Consider the following 16,255-nt stretch of genomic DNA (forward strand, 5'->3'; position numbering starts at 1 on the left):
GACGCCGCCGATCACAACGGACCGAGACGGTACGCCCGGCCGAGCAGATACCGCTGCTCCACGGTGTTCGACGTCAGCGCGGCGGCCTCCCGGTAGAGCCCGGCCGCGGCCGTGTGGTCGCCGATCGTCTCCAGCAGGTGCGCGCGTACCGCCCGCTCGCGCTGCCGGGTCAGCTCCTGGCCGGACAGGTCGTGCCGCGCGTCCAGCTCGTCGAGCAGCGCCAGTCCCCGCTCCGCCCCGTACGCCTGGGCCACCGCCACCACCCGGCTCAGCCGGACCGGCGCGGTCGGGCTGACCTGCTCCAGCCCCAGGTAGAGCGCGGCGATCTGCGGCCAGTCGGTGTCCGCCCCGGTCCCGGCGGCGGCGTGCACGGCCGCGATCGCCGCCTGGATCCGGTACGGCCCGGCCGCCGGCTCACCCCACACGCCCTCGACCAGCGCGACACCCTCGTCGAGCAGCCGCCGGTCCCAGCGGGACCGGTCCTGCTCGGGCAGCGGCACGAGCCGCCCGTCCGTGCCGGTCCGGGCCGGCCGGCGCGCCTCGGTGAGCAGCATCAAGGCCAGCAGCCCGGTGGCCTCGGTGTCCGCCGGCGCCGCGGCGCGCAGCATCCGGGCCAGCCGGATCGCCTCGTGCGCCAGGTCGACCCGGCCCAGCCGGTCGCCGCGGGAGACCAGATAGCCCTCGTTGAACACCAGGTAGAGCACCTCGCGGACGGCCGCGAGCCGGGCCTCCCGGTCGGCCTCGCCGGGCGGCGTGAACCGGGCCCCGGCCCGGACCAGCCGCTGCTTGGCCCGGCTGATCCGGGCGCCCATGGTGGCCTCGCCGATGCCGTACGCGTGCGCGATCTCGGCCGTGCTCAACCCGCCCACCGCCCGCAGGGTGAGCGCCACCTGGGCGGCCGCCTCGAGCGCCGGGTGGCAGCAGAGCAGCAGCAGGGTCAGGCTGTCGTCGATCGCCGCGACCGGCCCGGCCGGCGTCACCGCGCCGGCCGCGGCCCGCTGCTCCCGCCGCCGGCGGGCCTGCTCGGCGCGCAGCAGGTCGACGAGCTTGCGATACCCGATCCGGATCAGCCAGCCGCGCGGGTCGGCCGGGACGCCGCCGGCGGGCCACTGCCGGCTCGCCGCCAGCAGCGCCTCCTGCACCGCGTCCTCGGCCAGGTCGAAGTGCCCGAAGCGGCGCACCAGCGCGCCGAGCACCTGCGGCGCCTCGGTGCGCAGCAGGTGCTCGACGGCCCGGTCCGCGCTGGTCACCCGGGGAGGTCCGCGCACATGATCGGCCGGATCTCGATCGGCTCGCCGAGGATCGCGACGATCCGCCCGGCGATCTCGACGGCGCGTTCCCGGCTCACGCAGTCGATCACCGCGTAGCTGGCCAGCACCTCTTTGAGCTCGGCGAACGGTCCGTCCGTGGCGATCACCCCGGTTTCGGTACGCCGTACCGTCGTGCTGACCACCGGATGGCCGAGGCCCTCGCTGCCGACGAACTCGCCGGTCTCGGTCAGCTCCTGCTGGAACTTCTGGTAGACGGCGAACGCCGCCATGGCGTCCTCGGATCCGGCGCCGGCGTCCGCGGCGTCCCAGTCGGCGGCCGGGGTGTAGGCGAGCAGCAGAAACTTCATCGGTCGGTCCTCGTGGCGAGAGCGGACAGGGCCAGCGCGGTGGTCCAGGCGAACGAGATCAGGCCGGTCAGCGCGAGTTGCACGCTCGCGTGCGCGGCCGGGGCCGGCAGCAGCAGCACCACCGCCACGAGGCCGCTGAGCACGGCCGGGGCCGTCGCCCGCCGCCGGATCGACCGGACGGTGTGCGTGACGCACGCGCCGGCCAGCGCGGTGAAGGCGAGCACGGCCGCGGTCGCATGTACGACAGCGTGCCCGGACATCTCGGGCACCCGAGCGTCCGGCGCCCCGGCCGGGAAACCGTTCTCCGCATCCGGGAGGGCCAGCCCGGCGACGGCCAGCCCGGCGCCGAAGATGCCGAGGAGGACGGGCAGCGGGCCCGTGGCGACAGTGCGCCGCCAGCCGGCCGCCAGGGCGATGACACCGAGCCCGGTCAGCACGAAGGTGGCCGTCTGCAGCCAGCCGAGGCGGCCCAGTTCGAGCTGGCTGAGGGCGTGCCGGCGCAGGTCGAAGCCGTCCCGGGTGAGCACCTGCGCCAGCGACGAGACGACGAAGAACGGCCCGGCGCAGACGCCGGCGAGCAGCAGGGCGCGGGTGCCGGAACGAGTACGGACGAGTGGATCGGCAACGGCGGTCATGAGGTCCTCCCCGGTGGGTTGTTGCCGATACCTCGAAGCCACTGCGGACATCCTGACATCGCCATCAAGTGACCTGGGTCACAATCCGGTCCGGTTAGAGTGGGCGGACGTGGAGGTGAGCGCCTTGTTCCAGCAGCGTGCCACCGACGCGGCCGACGACGCGCGGCTGCGTGACCGCCTCGTGGTCGGCGACGAGTCCGCCCTCGCCGACCTGCACGAGCGGTTCAGCTCCCTGGTCTACACCGTCGCCGCCCGCGTCACCCGCGACGGCCCGGCCGCCGAGGACGTCACCCAGGAGGTGTTCCTCGCCGTCTGGCAGCGCCCGCACGCCTTCGAGCCGGCCAAGGGCAGCATGCGCGCGTGGCTCACGATGCTCGCCCACCGCCGCGCGGTCGACCTGGTCCGCCGCGAGGAGGCCCACCGCCGGACCTGCCGGGACGGCCGGCTGTCCGCCGGTGCGATCATGTCCGGCGACCCGGTCGGCGACCAGGTCTCGGCCGCCGAGACGGCCGAGCGGCTGGCCGCGGCGCGCCGGGAGCTGCCCGAGCACCTGGACCGGGCGATCGCGCTGGCCTATCTGGAGGGTCACACCTACCGGGAGGTCGCCGCCGAGCTGGGCCTGCCCGAGGGCACCGCGAAATCCCGGCTCCGTGAGGCCCTGCGCCGGCTGGCCGTGGCGCTGCACGACGGGGAGACGACATGAACAGCCACGAAGCGGTCGCCGAGCTGCTCGGCGCGTGGGCGCTGGACGCCTGCCCGCCCGACGAGGAGCTGCTCGTCGAGGCGCACCTGGACAGCTGCCCGGCCTGCGCGGCCGAGGCCCGGGAGCTGCGCGAGGCGGCCGCCTCGATCGGCGGCGTCTTTCTGCGGGCGCCGGCCGGGTCGGCCGACCGGTTGCTGGCCGCCGCACGGGAGCGGCGTCCCCCGGCGACCGCGACCCTGGGGTACGCCCGGGCGTACGCGGCCCAGGTCGCCGCGCTGGACCTGCTGGTCCACGACCTCGCGCCGCACGAGTGGCGGCGGACGGCGGCATACGGCGAGCTGACCGTACACGACCTGCTCGCCCACCTGGCCGCCGTCGACGGGCTGGTCGCCGATGCGCTCGGGTTGCCGGTCCGGCCGCCGGTGCGGCCGGGCGAGGACGTGGCGGCGCGCACCGACGCCGTGCTGCGCCGGGAACGGGACCGGCCGGCCGAGGAGACCCGGCGATCCTGGCGGGCCCAGGCCGACGCGGTGTGCCGGGCCCTGCTGACCGGGCCGGAGCCGCTCACGGTGTCGCTGAGCCAGCCGTTCTCGCTGGTGGACGCGATGACGGCGCGGGCCTACGAGACGTGGATCCACGGCGAGGACATCGCGGTCGCGACCGGCCGGGCGGTCGTCGCGCCGCTGCCCGAGCACCTGCACCCGATGGCCGACCTGGCCGCCCGGATGCTGCCGCGGGTGCTGACGCCGCGCCCGGCCGCTGTCCGGCTGCACCTCACCGGTCCCGGCGGCGGCACCTGGACGATTCCGTTCGCCCCCGAGCCGGTCCGGCCGGCCGCCGAGCTGGCCGCCGACGTCGTCGAGTTCTGCCGACTGGCCGGCGCCCGCCGCGACCCGTCGCAGATCACCGTGGAGATCAACGGCGACGCGGCGCTCGCCCGCGAGTTCCTGGCGGCGGTGCCCACCCTCGCCCCCGTCCCCTGAGCCGCCGTCCTACAGCGCCACGAATTGCAGACCGCGCGCCTTGAGCTGGGGGAGCACGACGCTCAGGGCCTGATAGGTCTGCGACCGGTCCCCGCCGCCGTCGTGGCAGAGCAGGATCTGGCCCGGGCGGGCGGCCAGCATGCGATGCTCGATCGCCGGGGCGCCGGGCATCGTCCAGTCGCGGGGGTCGTTGCTCCAGTCCAGCGGCAGCAGGCCGGCCTGCGCGACGTCGCGGAGCAGCTGCGGGGACCAGTCGCCGCCGGGCGACCGGAACAGTTTCGGCTCGTACCCGGTGGTCTTGACGATCTTCGACTGGGCCTTGCGGATCTCCCGCTCGGCGATGGTCTTGGCCTTCTTCCCCAGGTGGGTGGGGTGGCTCCAGGTGTGGTTGGCGAGCTGGTGCCCGTCCTTGGTGACCAGCTGGGCGACCGTCTCGTGGCCGAGCACCTGGTTCCCGATCATGCAGAACAGAGCGGGGACCTGGTATTTCTCCAGCAGGCGGAGGATTTTCGGCGTCCAGATCGGGTGCGGGCCGTCGTCGATGGTCAGCGCGACCGCGTCGGAGGGGAAGGCCGGCTTGCCGGCGGCCTTGGCGTACTCGGCGAGCGTGGAGATCGGTTTGCGCTGGACGGGGAGGACGGGGGCGGTGGTGGTCGTGCTCTCCGGGACCCGGGGCTTGGTGGTGGTGGGCTGGGCCGGGACCGCGGGCTTGCTCGGGCTGGTCACCGGGTCGTCGGTCGTGGTGAGGGCGACGGCGGCGGTGGCGGCCAGGGCGGTGCCGGCGACGCCGGAGAGACCGAGGAGCAGGCGGCGGCGGGTCAGGGGGATGCCGGAGGGGCGGCTTCCGCCGGGCGGCGCGGGGGCGGCGGGCGGCGCGGGTGGCAGCACGGTGGTGGCTTGGGCGGCGGGCTGGACCGGAACCGGTGGCCTTTCGGCGCGGAACATGACGGTCGCCTCGTCGGCCGGTTTCGCGGCGGCGCTCAGCGTGACGGTCTTCTCGTCCGTTTCGGGGACGGCGCTCAGCGTGACGGTCTTCTCGTCCGTTTCGGGGACGGCGCTCAGCGCGACCGTCATTTCGTCCGCTTCGGGAGCGGAGGTCAGTGCGACGGTCTTCTCGTCCGCTTCGGGAGCGGAGGTCAGTGCGACGGTCTCATCGTCCGCTTCGGGAGCGGAGGTCAGTGCGATGGTCTCATCGTCCTCTTCCGGCGTGGAGGCCGGTGCGACGGTCTCGTCGTCCGCTTGCGCGGCCGTCAGCGTGACGGTCTTCTCCTCCTCGTCCGGCACTTCGGACAGTGTGACCGTCTTCTCATCCGTTTCCGGATGGACAGAGATCGTTTCGTCCGTTTCCGGGAGTGTGACGGTCTCCTCGTCCACGTCCGGGACCGCGGTGAGCGCGACGGTCCGGTCGTCCGTTTCCGCCTCCGGGAGAGCGGGGACGGCCTCCGTGGGTGCCTCGTCGCCTCGCTGGTCAGGTGTGGTGCCGCCAGGTTTCGTCACCCTGGGCTCTTCGGGCATCAGGTACCTCCGCTTCGACCACACGACCTGCCGACACGTCCGCAGTGCCCGTCGGTGAATTGATCAGCTTGCCAGCGCGCGAGGCTAGCACTCGCCGTCAATTTCGTCCGACATAGTTGAGATCTGTCGATTAATGCCGTTCGGTGGCGCCGTCTGGGCGGTGTACAGCACGGCGCCCACCCCCATCATGACGGCGTCGGCCGCGATGGGGATGGGCGTCGGTGGGAAGGCTCGGTCAGGGCTTGCGGGCGACCGCCCCGAACTCGTCGACCTCGCGCAGGTCGTCGCCCGTGGCGTCCGGTGACGGGCGCCACTGCGAGCACGGGACCAGGCCCGGCTCCAGCACCTCCAGGCCGTCCAGGAAACGGGCGAGCTGGTCGGGATGGCGCAGGTGGTAGCTGAGCGGCGCATTCGCGTTCCACACCGCGATCGCCTCCTCGAAGGCCGGCCCGTCGAGCACGTTGGTGCCGTCGGCGGTGAGGAAGTAGCTGCCCGGCGGCAGACCCGCCAGCAACTCCCGGACGATCGCGATCGCCTGATCGAGGTCGGGCACGTGGCCGAGAATGTTCATCAGGATGAGGCCGACCGGCCGGCTCAGGTCGAGGGTCTCGCGGGCGGCCTCCAGGATCGCGGCCGGCTCGTGCAGGTCGGCGTCGATGTAGTCGGTCCTGCCCTCGGGCGTGCTGGTCAGCAGCGCCCGCGCGTGCACCAGGACGAGCGGGTCGTTGTCGACATACACGATTTTCGTGTCGGCGGCCGCGGCCTGGGCGACCTGGTGCGTGTTCTCCGCGGTCGGCATGCCGGTGCCGATGTCCAGGAACTGCCGGATCCCGGCCTCTTTCACCAGGAAGGTGACGGCCCGCTTGAGGAAGTCCCGGGAGTGCCGGGCGACCACCTTGATGTCGGGATAGAGATCCGCGAAGTCGTCGCCGACCGCCCGGTCGACCGGGAAGTTGTCCTTGCCACCCAGCCAGTAGTTCCACACCCGGGCCGAGTGCGGCACGGTCGTGTCGAGCTTGGCGGCAGCATCACTCTCGGTCATGGTTGCGGCTCCCGTCGGCGGCCTGCGCGGTGGTGCCGCCGAGCATACGCCGCCCCTCCGGTGCGTCCACAACAGACGGTCACCCGTCCGGGCGTGCCAATTCCGGACTGCCGCGCCGGTCAGGGGCGTGCGTGGGACCGGGCCGGTGGCGAGGTGATCACGTACGCTGCGCCGATGAGCATCGGCAAGGGTGACACAGCGCCTGACTTCGAACTTCCCGACCAGGACGGCACGCCGCGGCGGCTGACCGATCTCCTCGCGGACGGCCCGGTCGTCCTCTTCTTCTATCCCGCGGCGATGACCCGGGGCTGCACCGCGGAGGCCTGCCACTTCCGGGATCTGGCCGCCGAGTTCCGGGCGGCCGGCGTGCAGCGGGTCGGCATCAGCAAGGATCCGGTCGAGAAGCAGAAGCAGTTCGCCGACGCGCACACCTTCGACTACCCGCTGCTCTCCGACCCCGGGTCGGAGACCATCGCGGCGTACGGCGTGAAGCGCAAGCTGAGCCTGGGCGCGCTGAGCACCAAGCGGATGACCTTCGTGATCGGGACGGACCGGAAGATCCTCGACGTCATCCACAGCGAGCTGGACATGAACCAGCACGCCGCGCAGGCGCTGAGCGTGGCGGCCGCCGCCAAGTCTTGACTCCAAACAGGACCGACCCGATAGCGTCAGGGCATGCAGAGACACTGCTCTATGTCCACGGGTCGGATGACCCTACGCAAGCGGACCACAGCCGCTGCCGGCGCGCTGATCACGATCGCCGCGCTCGTGGTGGGCAGCCCGGCGGCCGCCGCCACGGCGGCGCCGACGGGCGTCACCCACGAGGAGAATCCCCGGGTGCCGGAGGGCGCGGTCTGGACGGAGGCGTACTTCCCGTCGGCCGACCACAGCGGCGTCGAGTTGCACGCCGACGTCCTCCGGCCGGCGAACCTGCCGGACAAGGCCCGGACACCGGTGATCCTCGCGGTCGGGCCGTACTTCGCCCACGCCGGGCAGACCGGGCCGGAGGGGTGGACCCAGACCGGGCCGTCCAGCCGGTTCGCCGATTTCACCAGCGGCACCGGCCTCTTCGCCCGCGGCTACACCTACGTCATGGTCGACCTGCGCGGCTTCGGCGGCAGCACCGGCTGCCTCGACTGGGTGGGACCCGGCGAGCAGGCCGACGTGAAGGCCGCGATCCAGTGGGCGGCGCGACAGCCCTGGTCGACCGGCAAGGTCGGCATGTACGGCAAGTCGTACGACGCCGTGACCGGCCTGGTCGGCAACAACCTGCGGGTCGGGCCGCTCAAGGCGGTGGTCGCCCAGGAGCCGGTCTGGAACATGTACAACTACCTGTTCAGCAACGAGGTGCCCCGGCCGAACGTGACCGGCACGCCGAACGCGTACAACAGCATCGCCACGATCGCGCCGCTGCCCGACGACACCGACCGGTACAAGGCGAACGCGGCGTACGAGGCCGCTCACCCCGAGTGCCTCAGCGACAACCTGACCAACAACAACAATCCCGACCTGAACTCGCCCTACTGGCGCGCCCGCAACCTCGCGGCGCAGGCCAAGGGCACGAACACCCCGCTCTTCGTCACCCAGGGCTTCATCGAGCCCAACACCAAGCCCGAGGACATCGAGGAGTACCTGGACAACCACCAGGGCTTCGAGCGGGGCTGGCTGGGGCAGTGGGAGCACGTCCGCGGCAACGACACGAACAGTGACGGGCAGCTGTTGCAGGGCCGCGCCGGCTTCTTCGACGAGGTCATGCGGATCTACGACCACTACCTGAAAGGCGTGAAGCCGTCGGTCAAGGACCCGGCCTACGCGATCGAGGACAGCACCGGGGTGTGGCGGGAGCAGCCGACCTGGCCGGTGACGTCGTCGGTCACCACGCCGAGCCTGCCGGACGGGCGGTACCTGGACGACGGCCTCGCCACGGCGCTGGCCGCGCCCGCCGGTCAGCAGTGGGACATGGAGCACTACGCGGATCCGGTCCCGCTGTCGGCGACGGGGCTGGTGGCCGCCGACGAGCACAGCTACTGGAGCTGGTCCACGCCGGTGACCTCGCGCCTGCGGATCACCGCCACCCCGCGGATCGGCTTCAGCGCGAGCGCGCCGGGCAACGTCCTGGTCCGGTTCTGGGACACCGCGCCGGACGGCACCGCGGTGATGTTCGACGAGAACGTGGCGCTGATCAAGAAGGCGGGCCGGGTCGCGATCGACCTGAAGGCGACCGACTGGACCATCGAGGCGGGGCACCAGCTCGGCGTCCAGATCGGCACGATCAGCAGCCCGGCCTGGCGGGACACCCCGAGCGGCAACACCATCGGGGTCTCCCGGGCCCGGCTGCGGCTCGAACTGCAGAACCCGCGGTTCGACGTGCCGACGCAGGGCGACCGGTCGCCGTACCTCGACACCTACCTGGCGGCGTACACCCGGGTGCTGACCGACGTCGGCGCGGGCACCTTCCCGCTGGAACTCCGCAAGGGGCACTGACCACGGTGATGGGAACGGCCATCCTGGTTTGAGCCGATCGGCCTGGGAGTCCGTGGAGTGCGACTCCCAGGCCGATCCGCAGTCTCAACGTGGTCCGGGCGGTCGCCGGACAGTGCGACGATGTCGACCATGACGGTCGACTACACCGTGCGCCTGCGGTTCTCCGACGACTCGCAGGCCGCGGCCACCCATACCAACCTCTCCGCGGTACGCCTCGACGGCCCGGTCCTGTGGATCGCCGGCGACGAGACCGCCACCGTCGAGCGTCTGCTCGCCGACTCCCCGGACCGGCCCGCCGAGTTCGGGGACGAGGCGCGATTCCGCCTCGCCGACCTGGTCGACCTGCCCGGCGCGGACGCCGACGAGGAGGCCGACGTGGAGGGGCTGGCCCGCTCCGGCCACTTCCTCTGGGCGGTCGGCTCGCACAGCCTGCGGCGCAAGCAGATCCGGGACAAGCACGACGGGCCGAAGGCGCTCAAGCGACTGGCCCGGATCGAAGGACAGGACAACAGGCAGATTTTGGTACGCCTGCCCGTCGCCGACGTCGGGGGACTGCCCACCCCCGTACGGGAAATGGTGGTCGATGGCGTCCCGCACCACGCCGCGGCCCTGAGCGGGCGGGACGACCTGCGCCGGCTGCTCCGCGACGACGAGCACCTGGCGCCCTTCCTGCCGATCCCCGGCAAGGACAACGGGCTGGACATCGAGGGGATCGCGGTGCGCGGCGACCGGGTCTACCTCGGACTGCGGGGACCGGTGCTGCGCGGCTGGGCGTTCGTGCTGGAGCTGCGGCCGTATGTGACGCCGGAGGACCCGGCGCGGCTGCGGCTGCGCCGGTTCGAGGACGGGTTGCCGTACCGTAAGCATGTTCTTGATCTTGATGGTCTGGGAGTCCGGGACCTCTGTCCGCACGGTGACGACCTGCTCGTGCTGGCCGGGCCGACGATGGCGCTGGACGGGCCGGTGCGGGTCTACCGCTGGCACGGGGCGAGTCGGGTGGAGATGCCGTCGATCGTGCGCGGCACGCTGATCAGCCGGGAGCTGGAGCTGACCTTCGGCGAGGGCGACGATCACGCCGAGGGGCTGAGCATGGTCGGCGACGACCGGATCCTGGTGGTCTACGACAGCCCGGCGGCCGAGCGGCTGACCGCGGACGGGGCGGTGATCGCCGACGTGGTGCGCCTGCCGCGGTGATGCGGTATGGCTTGTCCCTTCAGGGGAAGAATGCCGCCGATCATGCCTAATTACTGGTGCGCGACGGTGCGGTAGCTGACAGTGAGGGGGAGGGAACCCCTGACCGGCGCCGTGGAGTGGTCCGATGTCGCACGACCTTCGTCAGCAACGCCGGCCGGTCCGGGCCGCCCGGCGCGTCTCACCGCTCAAGGTGTCGATCGCGGTCCTGGTCTCGGTCATCGCGATCATCGGGCTCTTCGCGGCCGGGATCGCGGCGCAGCAGTACAGCCAGCAGCGATCGGCGGCCCCCGCGGCCGCGCAGGCCGCCGCCGCGCCGCCACCCGGGCCCGGACTCGGCGACGCGGTGCGTGACGGGAAGCTGCAGTTCGTGGTGTTCCGGGTGGACTGCGCCAAGCGGACCCTCGGCGTCGAGCACCTCAAGCGCACCGCCGCGGGCCGGTTCTGCGTCGTCAGCCTGACGGTGCGCAACATCGGGGACAGCGCGACATACTTCGTCGGGCACGCGCAGAAGGCCTACGACGCGTCCGGTACCGAGTACACCAGCGACGAACTGGCCGGCATCTATGCCAACGGCGGCACCGAGGCGTTCCTCCAGAAGGTCGCCCCGGGCGCGGAGGTGACCGGCAAGCTCGTCTTCGACGTGCCGAAACCGGTCACGCTGACCACCCTGAAGCTGCACGACTCCCTGCTCTCCGACGGCGCCGAGGTCTCCCTCCGTCAGAGGGCGAGCAGTTGATCGGTGCTCAGCTGGTCGAGTCCCAGCGAGCTCATAGTCCGGGCGCCGTCCGCGCGCAGATCACGGGCGAGGACGACGGACGTGAGGTCGATGATCGCGTCCATGGTGGGTGTCGGCACCCCCAACCGGCGGGCGAGGTCGGTGAAGAACACCAGGCTGTAACCGACATCCTCGGTCAGGTACCGGGAGTCGATGGTCGCGGGCGCCTTGATCCCGCGGAAGCCGGGAGCCCGCGAGTACCCCGTCGAGTAGTTGCTCTCGGTCATGTAACCCTGCATGACGCCGAGGTCCGGCTCGGCGACGACCTTCACGCCGAACGCCGCGGCGATCGCGAGCCGCTCGGCGTCCACCGCCTGCATCACGCGACCCACGCTGCGCGTGACACCGTCCTCGTAGAAGCGGAAGTCACCGTCGGTTCGCTCGAGCAGCGCGGCGTTCATCAGGGTCACCGCGGGATGGATGACCGGGTTCCCGTTCTGCAGGGAGGTCTGGAACACGGTCGTCGCCTCGCTGATCGACGGATACACCTGCCGGAGACACGCCAGCAACCGGCCACTGCCGGACCGGGGGACGGCCGCGGCGAACAGGCCACTGTCGAACTTGTGGAACACGTGCACGGTGCCCGCGCCGTCGGAGCGGGCAGCGTACGGAAGGGTGCTGGTCTCCCCGACGACGACGTCGTCGTCGTGCACCGCCAGCCCGGCGGCGCGCTTGAAGGCGAGCGCGCCACCGCACGAACCGGGGCAGACCACGACGATCATCCCGGCGCGCAGATGCGGCGCCAGGACACGCCCGAACTCCTCGGTGGCGAAGGCGGGCGCGACTGCCAGCACCACCTGCGCACCGTCCATGGCGGCCGCGACGTCCGACCCGCAGTACCCGACCGGCACGAAGCCCTCCAGCAGCCCCTCGCTGGCGATGCCGCCGTTGGCCCGCACCGCGGCGAGGTTGTCCGGGTGGGCGGCGCCGGAGTACAGGGCGACGCGGTGGCCGTGCCGGCCCCAGTCGAAGCCGACCGCCAGGCCGCCGTTGCCCGATCCCATCACTGTCACGTTCACGGTCCTGCGTCCTCCAGCCGTCGCTCGACTACTCAGGTTCCACAGTCGGCTGAGCTCCGCGACTCATCCGTGGTGGATGAGACAGCCGGTCCGTGCCGCACCCCCCGCTGCGGATGAGGTGGCGTCCCGGCGGGCGGGCGAGACTGGCGATGGGTCGAGAGGGGGACCGATGTTGTTGGTGCCGAGGCAGCTGCGGCGTTCCGGGATGACCGGCGACGTGCCTTATTACGGCGGCCGGTTCACGCCGGCGCAGGCGTACGCGGCCTCCCATCCGCGGCCCCGCCCGCGGCCCCGGCCGCCCGCGACACCGGAGGCCGACCCGCTGCCGGCGTTGCGGCACCTGCTCGACACCGGGGTGATCACCACTGAGGAGTATCAGGACCTGCGGGCGCGGGTGAACCGATGATGGGGCCGGTGCAGGTGCTCGTCGTCGGGTTCGAGCACCCGGCGTTCTCCGGCGAGATCCTCGCCGAGTTCACCCGGCTCCGGCAGGCGGGGATCGTCCGCCTGGTCGACCTGCTCCTCGTCTCGCGCGCCGAGGACGGCGCGGTCGAGACGCTGCCGCTGCCCGCCGATGCCGGCGCGGAACTCGGCGGACTGGTGGCCGGGCTCCTCGGGCAGCCGGACGGCGCGAACGAGACGGGCGCCGGCCTCGCCGGTGATGCGATGTGGTCGCTGGCCGACGCCGTGCCGCCCGGGTCGGTGGCGGCGGTCGCCCTGATCGAGCACCTCTGGGCCGGGCCGCTGACCGCGGCGATCCGGAAGGCGGGCGGGAACCCGCTGGAGGAGACCTGGCTGGCGCCCGACGATCTCGCGGCGCTCGAGGCCCTGATGGCGCCGGACGGCCGGCCGCTCCGCTGACCGGTCCCGGTCGTCTCCTTCGTGACGTGCGGGCGATCAACTCGCACCCGAACGGCACTGAAGCCTTTCATTGGCCGGACCCTGACGCCGCCGAATGGAGGGGGCACATCACCCGCCATCACGAAGGGCCCGGCCGTCCATGCGTTCCGTCACCCCAGTTGTCGCCCGTTCCCTGCCGCTGCTGCTGGTGGCGGGGGCGACGGTCTCGTCAGTGGCGACTCCGGCGTCCGCCGCGACCACTGTGGCGTCCGCCGCGACCGTGACGGCGGTGAAGGGCGGTCTCACGCCGGCCCAGCGGCTCGCCGCGGTCCAGGCCGCCAAGCAGATCAACTACTACCCGGCGGGTGGCAGCTGGACCCGGATGTGGACCGAGTTCGACGCCAAGAAGATCGACGCCGACCTGGCCCGGGCTCAGGCGCTCGGCGCGGACAGCGTGCGCGCCATCGTGTTCCCGTCGGTGTTCGGCTACCCGGCCCCGAAGACGGAGTACAAGAACAAGCTGGCCCAGTTCGTGTCGCTGGCCGCGGCCCACGGGATGACCGTGAAGATCACGCTGTTCGACTGGTGGGACGGCTACTCCGACGTCGCCGGCAGCAGCGCGTGGGCGACGGCTCTGCTCAGCCCGTACGCCAACGACGCCCGGATCGTCGCGATCGACGTGCAGAACGAACTGGACCCGGCCGACTCGGCCGCGATCGGCTGGGTGAAGAAGCTCGTACCGGTGATCCGGAAGGCCGTACCGGGGGTTCCGGTGACCATCCCGATCAGCTCCTCGGCGGGCATCGCCGGCCTGACCGCGCTGAAGTCGGCGCTGGGGACGACCCCGCTGGACTATTACGACTTCCACCTGTACGGCAACTCGGAGCGCGCCCTGGCCACGATCCGGCAGGCCCAGGCCGCCGTGGCGCCGGCCCCGCTGGTGATCGGCGAGACCGGCACGAACACCTTGCAGGCGAGCGAGGGCGAACAGGCCGCGTACCTCGCCCGGGTGTTCGCGGCCGCCGAGGTGGCGGGGGTGAACGCGGTCGCGCCGTGGACGCTGACCGACTTCACCGCCGGCAGCATCCCCGACTCGGGTGTCGCGCGTATCCCCGAGCAGTACTGGTACGGCCTGTACCGGGCCGACAGCACGGCCAAGCCGGCCGCCGCGGTGGTCAAGGCCGAATGGACCGGTGCCCCGTCCCCGGCCGGCCTGATGGACCTCGGATTCGAGAACGCCTCCGGTCAGACGCCGTGGCGCTCCTACCTGTCCGAGCTCGGCACGCCCACCCGGACGCAGACGGCCGCGCGGTCCGGGAAGTGGTCGGTGATGCTCACGAACACCGGGAAGACGGCGGCGGGGTCACCGTCGTACCGGGTCGCGCCGATCGCGCCGGTGCAGCCCGGGCAGCGGTGGCACGCCGAGGTCTGGGCGCGCGGCAAGAGCGAGACGGGCTCGACGCAGATCGCGTTGAGCTGGTTCGACGTGAACGACCGCTGGATCGGCGGCGCCGCCTCGGCCGACCTGCCGTCCGGGACGAGCGACTGGACCCGGCTGTCGGTCGACGGTGCGGCCCCCGCGGGCGCGGCCAGTGTGCAGGTGCACCTGAAATCGGGTGCGAACACCGGCTCGGTCTGGTTCGACGACGTCGCCCTGAGCGTCTCCTGACCGGAGCATTTCGCAACTGTGCTGCGCCCGGCGGGCTCTCACGGGCCGGGCGTGGCCGCCGAATCAGGGGGCATGATTCGTAGACGGCGTCAGGGTAGCGATCGGATCGGCGGGACAGCGCGGGGGAGGCGCTGGACGGCCGGGCAGGTGTCGGCCGCCGGATACGGGTCGATCATCGGGCTGCTGGCGCTGGGCGGCGCGGCCGCCCACCTGGGCATCGGCGCCGCCCAGGCGCAACGGGCGCAGGACGACCGCGCGTATCAGGTGCTGGACACGCTGTCGAGTCTGCGGGGCCAGCTCCAGGGCGCGCAGCGCGGGGAGCGCGGTTTCGTGCTGACCGCCGACGAGCACTACCTGGAGCCCTACACGTCGGCGGCGGCTCAGGTGCCGCAGAGCCTGGCGCGGCTGCGTCAGCTGCTCGGTGCCGAGCACCGGCAGATGCTCGACGATCTGGACGTCTCGGCCACCGCCACGGTCGACTATCTCGGCCTGGCGGTCACCCAGCTGCGCAACGAGGGCTTCCGGAATGCCCGGCCGGACGTGCTGGGCACGGTCAGCACCGAGACGCTGGCTCGTGCCGAGCAGCTCCTCGACGATCTGCGCGACGAGCAGCTGACGGTGCTGCACGTCGGGCAGCAGCACGCGCAGAGCCAGGAGACCCTGGCGCTCTGGCTGGCCACCGGGGCGCTGGCGGCCGCCGCGACGGTCGCGCTGACCGCCTGGCGGGTCACCCGGTCGGCTGCCTCGTCGGCCGTCGCTGCTTCGGCCTCGGCTCCCGCTTCGGCTTCAGCTCCTGCTTCGGCCTCGGCCTCGGCTTCGGCTCCTGCTTCGGCCTCGGCCTCGGCTTCGGCTTCGGCTTCGCCCGAGGCTTCGGCTTCGGCTTCGCCCGAGGCTTCGGCTTCGGCTTCGCCCGAGGCTTCCGCTCCGGCCGAGGAGACCTGGCACACCGCGCTGCGGGTGCTGCTGGCCGAGGACGACCCGGTCAACCAGAAGGTCGCCCAGTTCATGCTCGGCAAACTCGGCCACCGCGTGGACACCGTCGCCAACGGCCTGGAGGCCGTCCAGGCGTTGCGGGCCGCCGACTACGACGTGGTGCTGATGGACGTGCAGATGCCGATCCTGGACGGCCTCGAGGCCACCCGCCTGATCCGCTCGGAGTTCCCGGCCGACCGGCAGCCGCACATCATCGCGATGACCGCCAGCGTGCTCGCCGAGGACCGGACCGCGTGCCGCGCCGCCGGCATGAACGACTACCTGCCCAAGCCGGTCCGGCTGCCCGAGCTGACCAGCGCGCTGACCCCGCTGCTGGAGCTCGGCCACGACCTGCCCGGCGACGACGGTGACACCGGTGACGCCGGGACCGCGACGCCGCTCGGCATCGACCGGGACGCGCAGGTCCGCGGCCGGCTGGCCGACATCAGCGACGGCGAGCCCAGCGGGCCGGAACGGACCCTGCTCGCCCGGCTGCTGCGCTCGTTCACCAGTGGCACCCCGGCCGGCATCGACCGGCTCGCCGCGCTGATCACCGCCGGCGACGTCCCCGGTGTCCGGAGCCAGGCGCACGCGCTTACCGGCTCCGCCTCCAACATCGGCGCCGGCCACCTGGCCGACATGTTCGCCGAGGTGGAGGCCGACGCCCGGGCCGGTCGCCTGCCCAAGAGCCCGGCCACCATGGCGGCCATCCGCAGCGAGTTCGCCGCGATCGTCCCGGTCTGCGAGCGCATCGCCGACGAACTGGCGGTGGCCGCGGCGCACTGACCGCCGCCACCGCCGTCCGC

Annotated in this window: 16 protein-coding genes; 10 read left to right on the forward strand and 6 right to left on the reverse strand. The window is 72.5% G+C overall.

Going from position 1 to position 16,255, the window contains the following annotated elements; translation table 11 throughout:
* Positions 1-11: 11 nt before the first annotated feature.
* From Aiant_RS32960 to Aiant_RS32970, 3 genes are read right to left on the reverse strand one after another with little or no spacing between them, the layout of a single operon-like run.
* Positions 12-1,250 carry an RNA polymerase sigma factor gene (locus tag Aiant_RS32960; protein ID WP_189332854.1) on the reverse strand — a complete coding sequence of 413 codons (1,239 nt, stop codon included), beginning with the start codon at positions 1,248-1,250 and terminating at the stop codon, positions 12-14.
* Positions 1,247-1,618, reverse strand: a complete 372-nt coding sequence (locus tag Aiant_RS32965; RefSeq protein ID WP_189332855.1) for a YciI family protein — start codon at positions 1,616-1,618, stop codon at positions 1,247-1,249. The genes Aiant_RS32960 and Aiant_RS32965 overlap by 4 nt, the downstream gene beginning before the upstream one ends.
* Positions 1,615-2,253 (reverse strand): DUF998 domain-containing protein, encoded by a 639-nt coding sequence (locus Aiant_RS32970; protein WP_189332856.1) that lies wholly within the window; start codon positions 2,251-2,253, stop codon positions 1,615-1,617. The genes Aiant_RS32965 and Aiant_RS32970 overlap by 4 nt, the downstream gene beginning before the upstream one ends.
* Before the next feature lie 109 nt (positions 2,254-2,362).
* On the opposite strand from Aiant_RS32970, the gene Aiant_RS32975 reads away from it, so the two are divergent.
* Complete coding sequence (locus Aiant_RS32975; RefSeq protein ID WP_212846577.1) at positions 2,363-2,956, forward strand: sigma-70 family RNA polymerase sigma factor; 594 nt, start codon at positions 2,363-2,365, stop codon at positions 2,954-2,956.
* On the forward strand, positions 2,953-3,939 hold the full coding sequence (locus tag Aiant_RS32980) for a maleylpyruvate isomerase family mycothiol-dependent enzyme (protein ID WP_189332858.1): 987 nt from the start codon (positions 2,953-2,955) through the stop codon (positions 3,937-3,939). Before Aiant_RS32975 ends, Aiant_RS32980 begins: the two co-directional genes overlap by 4 nt.
* A 9-nt stretch (positions 3,940-3,948) precedes the next feature.
* On the opposite strand, the gene Aiant_RS32985 is transcribed toward Aiant_RS32980, so the two are convergent.
* A complete protein-coding gene (locus Aiant_RS32985; RefSeq protein ID WP_189332859.1) occupies positions 3,949-5,436 on the reverse strand; it encodes a polysaccharide deacetylase family protein in 1,488 nt (495 codons plus the stop codon).
* 253 nt (positions 5,437-5,689) lie between these two features.
* A complete protein-coding gene (locus tag Aiant_RS32990) occupies positions 5,690-6,496 on the reverse strand; it encodes an SAM-dependent methyltransferase (RefSeq protein WP_189332860.1) in 807 nt (268 codons plus the stop codon).
* A gap of 174 nt (positions 6,497-6,670) precedes the next feature.
* Between Aiant_RS32990 and Aiant_RS32995 the strand changes: the two genes are divergently transcribed.
* The 4 genes from Aiant_RS32995 to Aiant_RS33010 all read left to right on the forward strand — a co-directional run bounded on the left by Aiant_RS32995 (position 6,671) and on the right by Aiant_RS33010 (position 10,910).
* Positions 6,671-7,138: a peroxiredoxin gene (locus Aiant_RS32995; RefSeq protein ID WP_280528218.1), complete on the forward strand. Its 468-nt coding sequence runs from the start codon at positions 6,671-6,673 to the stop codon at positions 7,136-7,138.
* Positions 7,139-7,204: 66 nt separating this feature from the next.
* On the forward strand, positions 7,205-8,980 hold the full coding sequence (locus tag Aiant_RS33000) for a CocE/NonD family hydrolase (protein WP_189332861.1): 1,776 nt from the start codon (positions 7,205-7,207) through the stop codon (positions 8,978-8,980).
* A gap of 120 nt (positions 8,981-9,100) precedes the next feature.
* Positions 9,101-10,174, forward strand: coding sequence for a DUF3616 domain-containing protein (locus Aiant_RS33005; protein WP_229830567.1), 1,074 nt, complete (start codon positions 9,101-9,103; stop codon positions 10,172-10,174).
* Positions 10,175-10,298: 124 nt separating this feature from the next.
* Positions 10,299-10,910 carry a DUF4352 domain-containing protein gene (locus tag Aiant_RS33010; protein WP_229830569.1) on the forward strand — a complete coding sequence of 204 codons (612 nt, stop codon included), beginning with the start codon at positions 10,299-10,301 and terminating at the stop codon, positions 10,908-10,910.
* Here the strand turns inward: Aiant_RS33010 and Aiant_RS33015 are convergent.
* Complete coding sequence (locus Aiant_RS33015; protein ID WP_212846579.1) at positions 10,892-11,968, reverse strand: NAD/NADP-dependent octopine/nopaline dehydrogenase family protein; 1,077 nt, start codon at positions 11,966-11,968, stop codon at positions 10,892-10,894. The genes Aiant_RS33010 and Aiant_RS33015 overlap by 19 nt on opposite strands.
* A 169-nt stretch (positions 11,969-12,137) precedes the next feature.
* Between Aiant_RS33015 and Aiant_RS33020 the strand changes: the two genes are divergently transcribed.
* The 4 genes from Aiant_RS33020 (at position 12,138) to Aiant_RS33035 (ending at position 16,235) form a co-directional block, all read left to right on the forward strand.
* A complete protein-coding gene (locus Aiant_RS33020; RefSeq protein ID WP_189332862.1) occupies positions 12,138-12,374 on the forward strand; it encodes an SHOCT domain-containing protein in 237 nt (78 codons plus the stop codon).
* On the forward strand, positions 12,371-12,829 hold the full coding sequence (locus Aiant_RS33025; RefSeq protein WP_189332863.1) for a DUF6325 family protein: 459 nt from the start codon (positions 12,371-12,373) through the stop codon (positions 12,827-12,829). Before Aiant_RS33020 ends, Aiant_RS33025 begins: the two co-directional genes overlap by 4 nt.
* Positions 12,830-12,968: 139 nt before the next feature.
* Positions 12,969-14,477 (forward strand): cellulase family glycosylhydrolase, encoded by a 1,509-nt coding sequence (locus Aiant_RS33030; RefSeq protein WP_189332864.1) that lies wholly within the window; start codon positions 12,969-12,971, stop codon positions 14,475-14,477.
* Between the two features lie 72 nt (positions 14,478-14,549).
* Positions 14,550-16,235 (forward strand): response regulator, encoded by a 1,686-nt coding sequence (locus tag Aiant_RS33035; protein ID WP_189332865.1) that lies wholly within the window; start codon positions 14,550-14,552, stop codon positions 16,233-16,235.
* Positions 16,236-16,255 lie beyond the last annotated feature (20 nt).

Source organism: Actinoplanes ianthinogenes, assembly GCF_018324205.1.
Classification (GTDB): domain Bacteria; phylum Actinomycetota; class Actinomycetes; order Mycobacteriales; family Micromonosporaceae; genus Actinoplanes; species Actinoplanes ianthinogenes.

Excerpts from the sequence above, each read along its gene's own strand:
- Aiant_RS33000 (WP_189332861.1), top strand. The coding sequence starts at position 7,205 with ATGACCCTACGCAAGCGGACCACAGCCGCTGCCGGCGCGCTGATCACG.
- Aiant_RS32970 (WP_189332856.1), bottom strand. The coding sequence starts at position 2,253 with ATGACCGCCGTTGCCGATCCACTCGTCCGTACTCGTTCCGGCACCCGC.
- Aiant_RS32990 (WP_189332860.1), bottom strand. The coding sequence starts at position 6,496 with ATGACCGAGAGTGATGCTGCCGCCAAGCTCGACACGACCGTGCCGCAC.
- Aiant_RS33025 (WP_189332863.1), top strand. The coding sequence starts at position 12,371 with ATGATGGGGCCGGTGCAGGTGCTCGTCGTCGGGTTCGAGCACCCGGCG.
- Aiant_RS33005 (WP_229830567.1), top strand. The coding sequence starts at position 9,101 with ATGTCGACCATGACGGTCGACTACACCGTGCGCCTGCGGTTCTCCGAC.
- Aiant_RS33020 (WP_189332862.1), top strand. The coding sequence starts at position 12,138 with ATGTTGTTGGTGCCGAGGCAGCTGCGGCGTTCCGGGATGACCGGCGAC.
- Aiant_RS32965 (WP_189332855.1), bottom strand. The coding sequence starts at position 1,618 with ATGAAGTTTCTGCTGCTCGCCTACACCCCGGCCGCCGACTGGGACGCC.
- Aiant_RS33030 (WP_189332864.1), top strand. The coding sequence starts at position 12,969 with ATGCGTTCCGTCACCCCAGTTGTCGCCCGTTCCCTGCCGCTGCTGCTG.
- Aiant_RS32980 (WP_189332858.1), top strand. The coding sequence starts at position 2,953 with ATGAACAGCCACGAAGCGGTCGCCGAGCTGCTCGGCGCGTGGGCGCTG.
- Aiant_RS32995 (WP_280528218.1), top strand. The coding sequence starts at position 6,671 with ATGAGCATCGGCAAGGGTGACACAGCGCCTGACTTCGAACTTCCCGAC.
- Aiant_RS33010 (WP_229830569.1), top strand. The coding sequence starts at position 10,299 with ATGTCGCACGACCTTCGTCAGCAACGCCGGCCGGTCCGGGCCGCCCGG.
- Aiant_RS33035 (WP_189332865.1), top strand. The coding sequence starts at position 14,550 with ATGATTCGTAGACGGCGTCAGGGTAGCGATCGGATCGGCGGGACAGCG.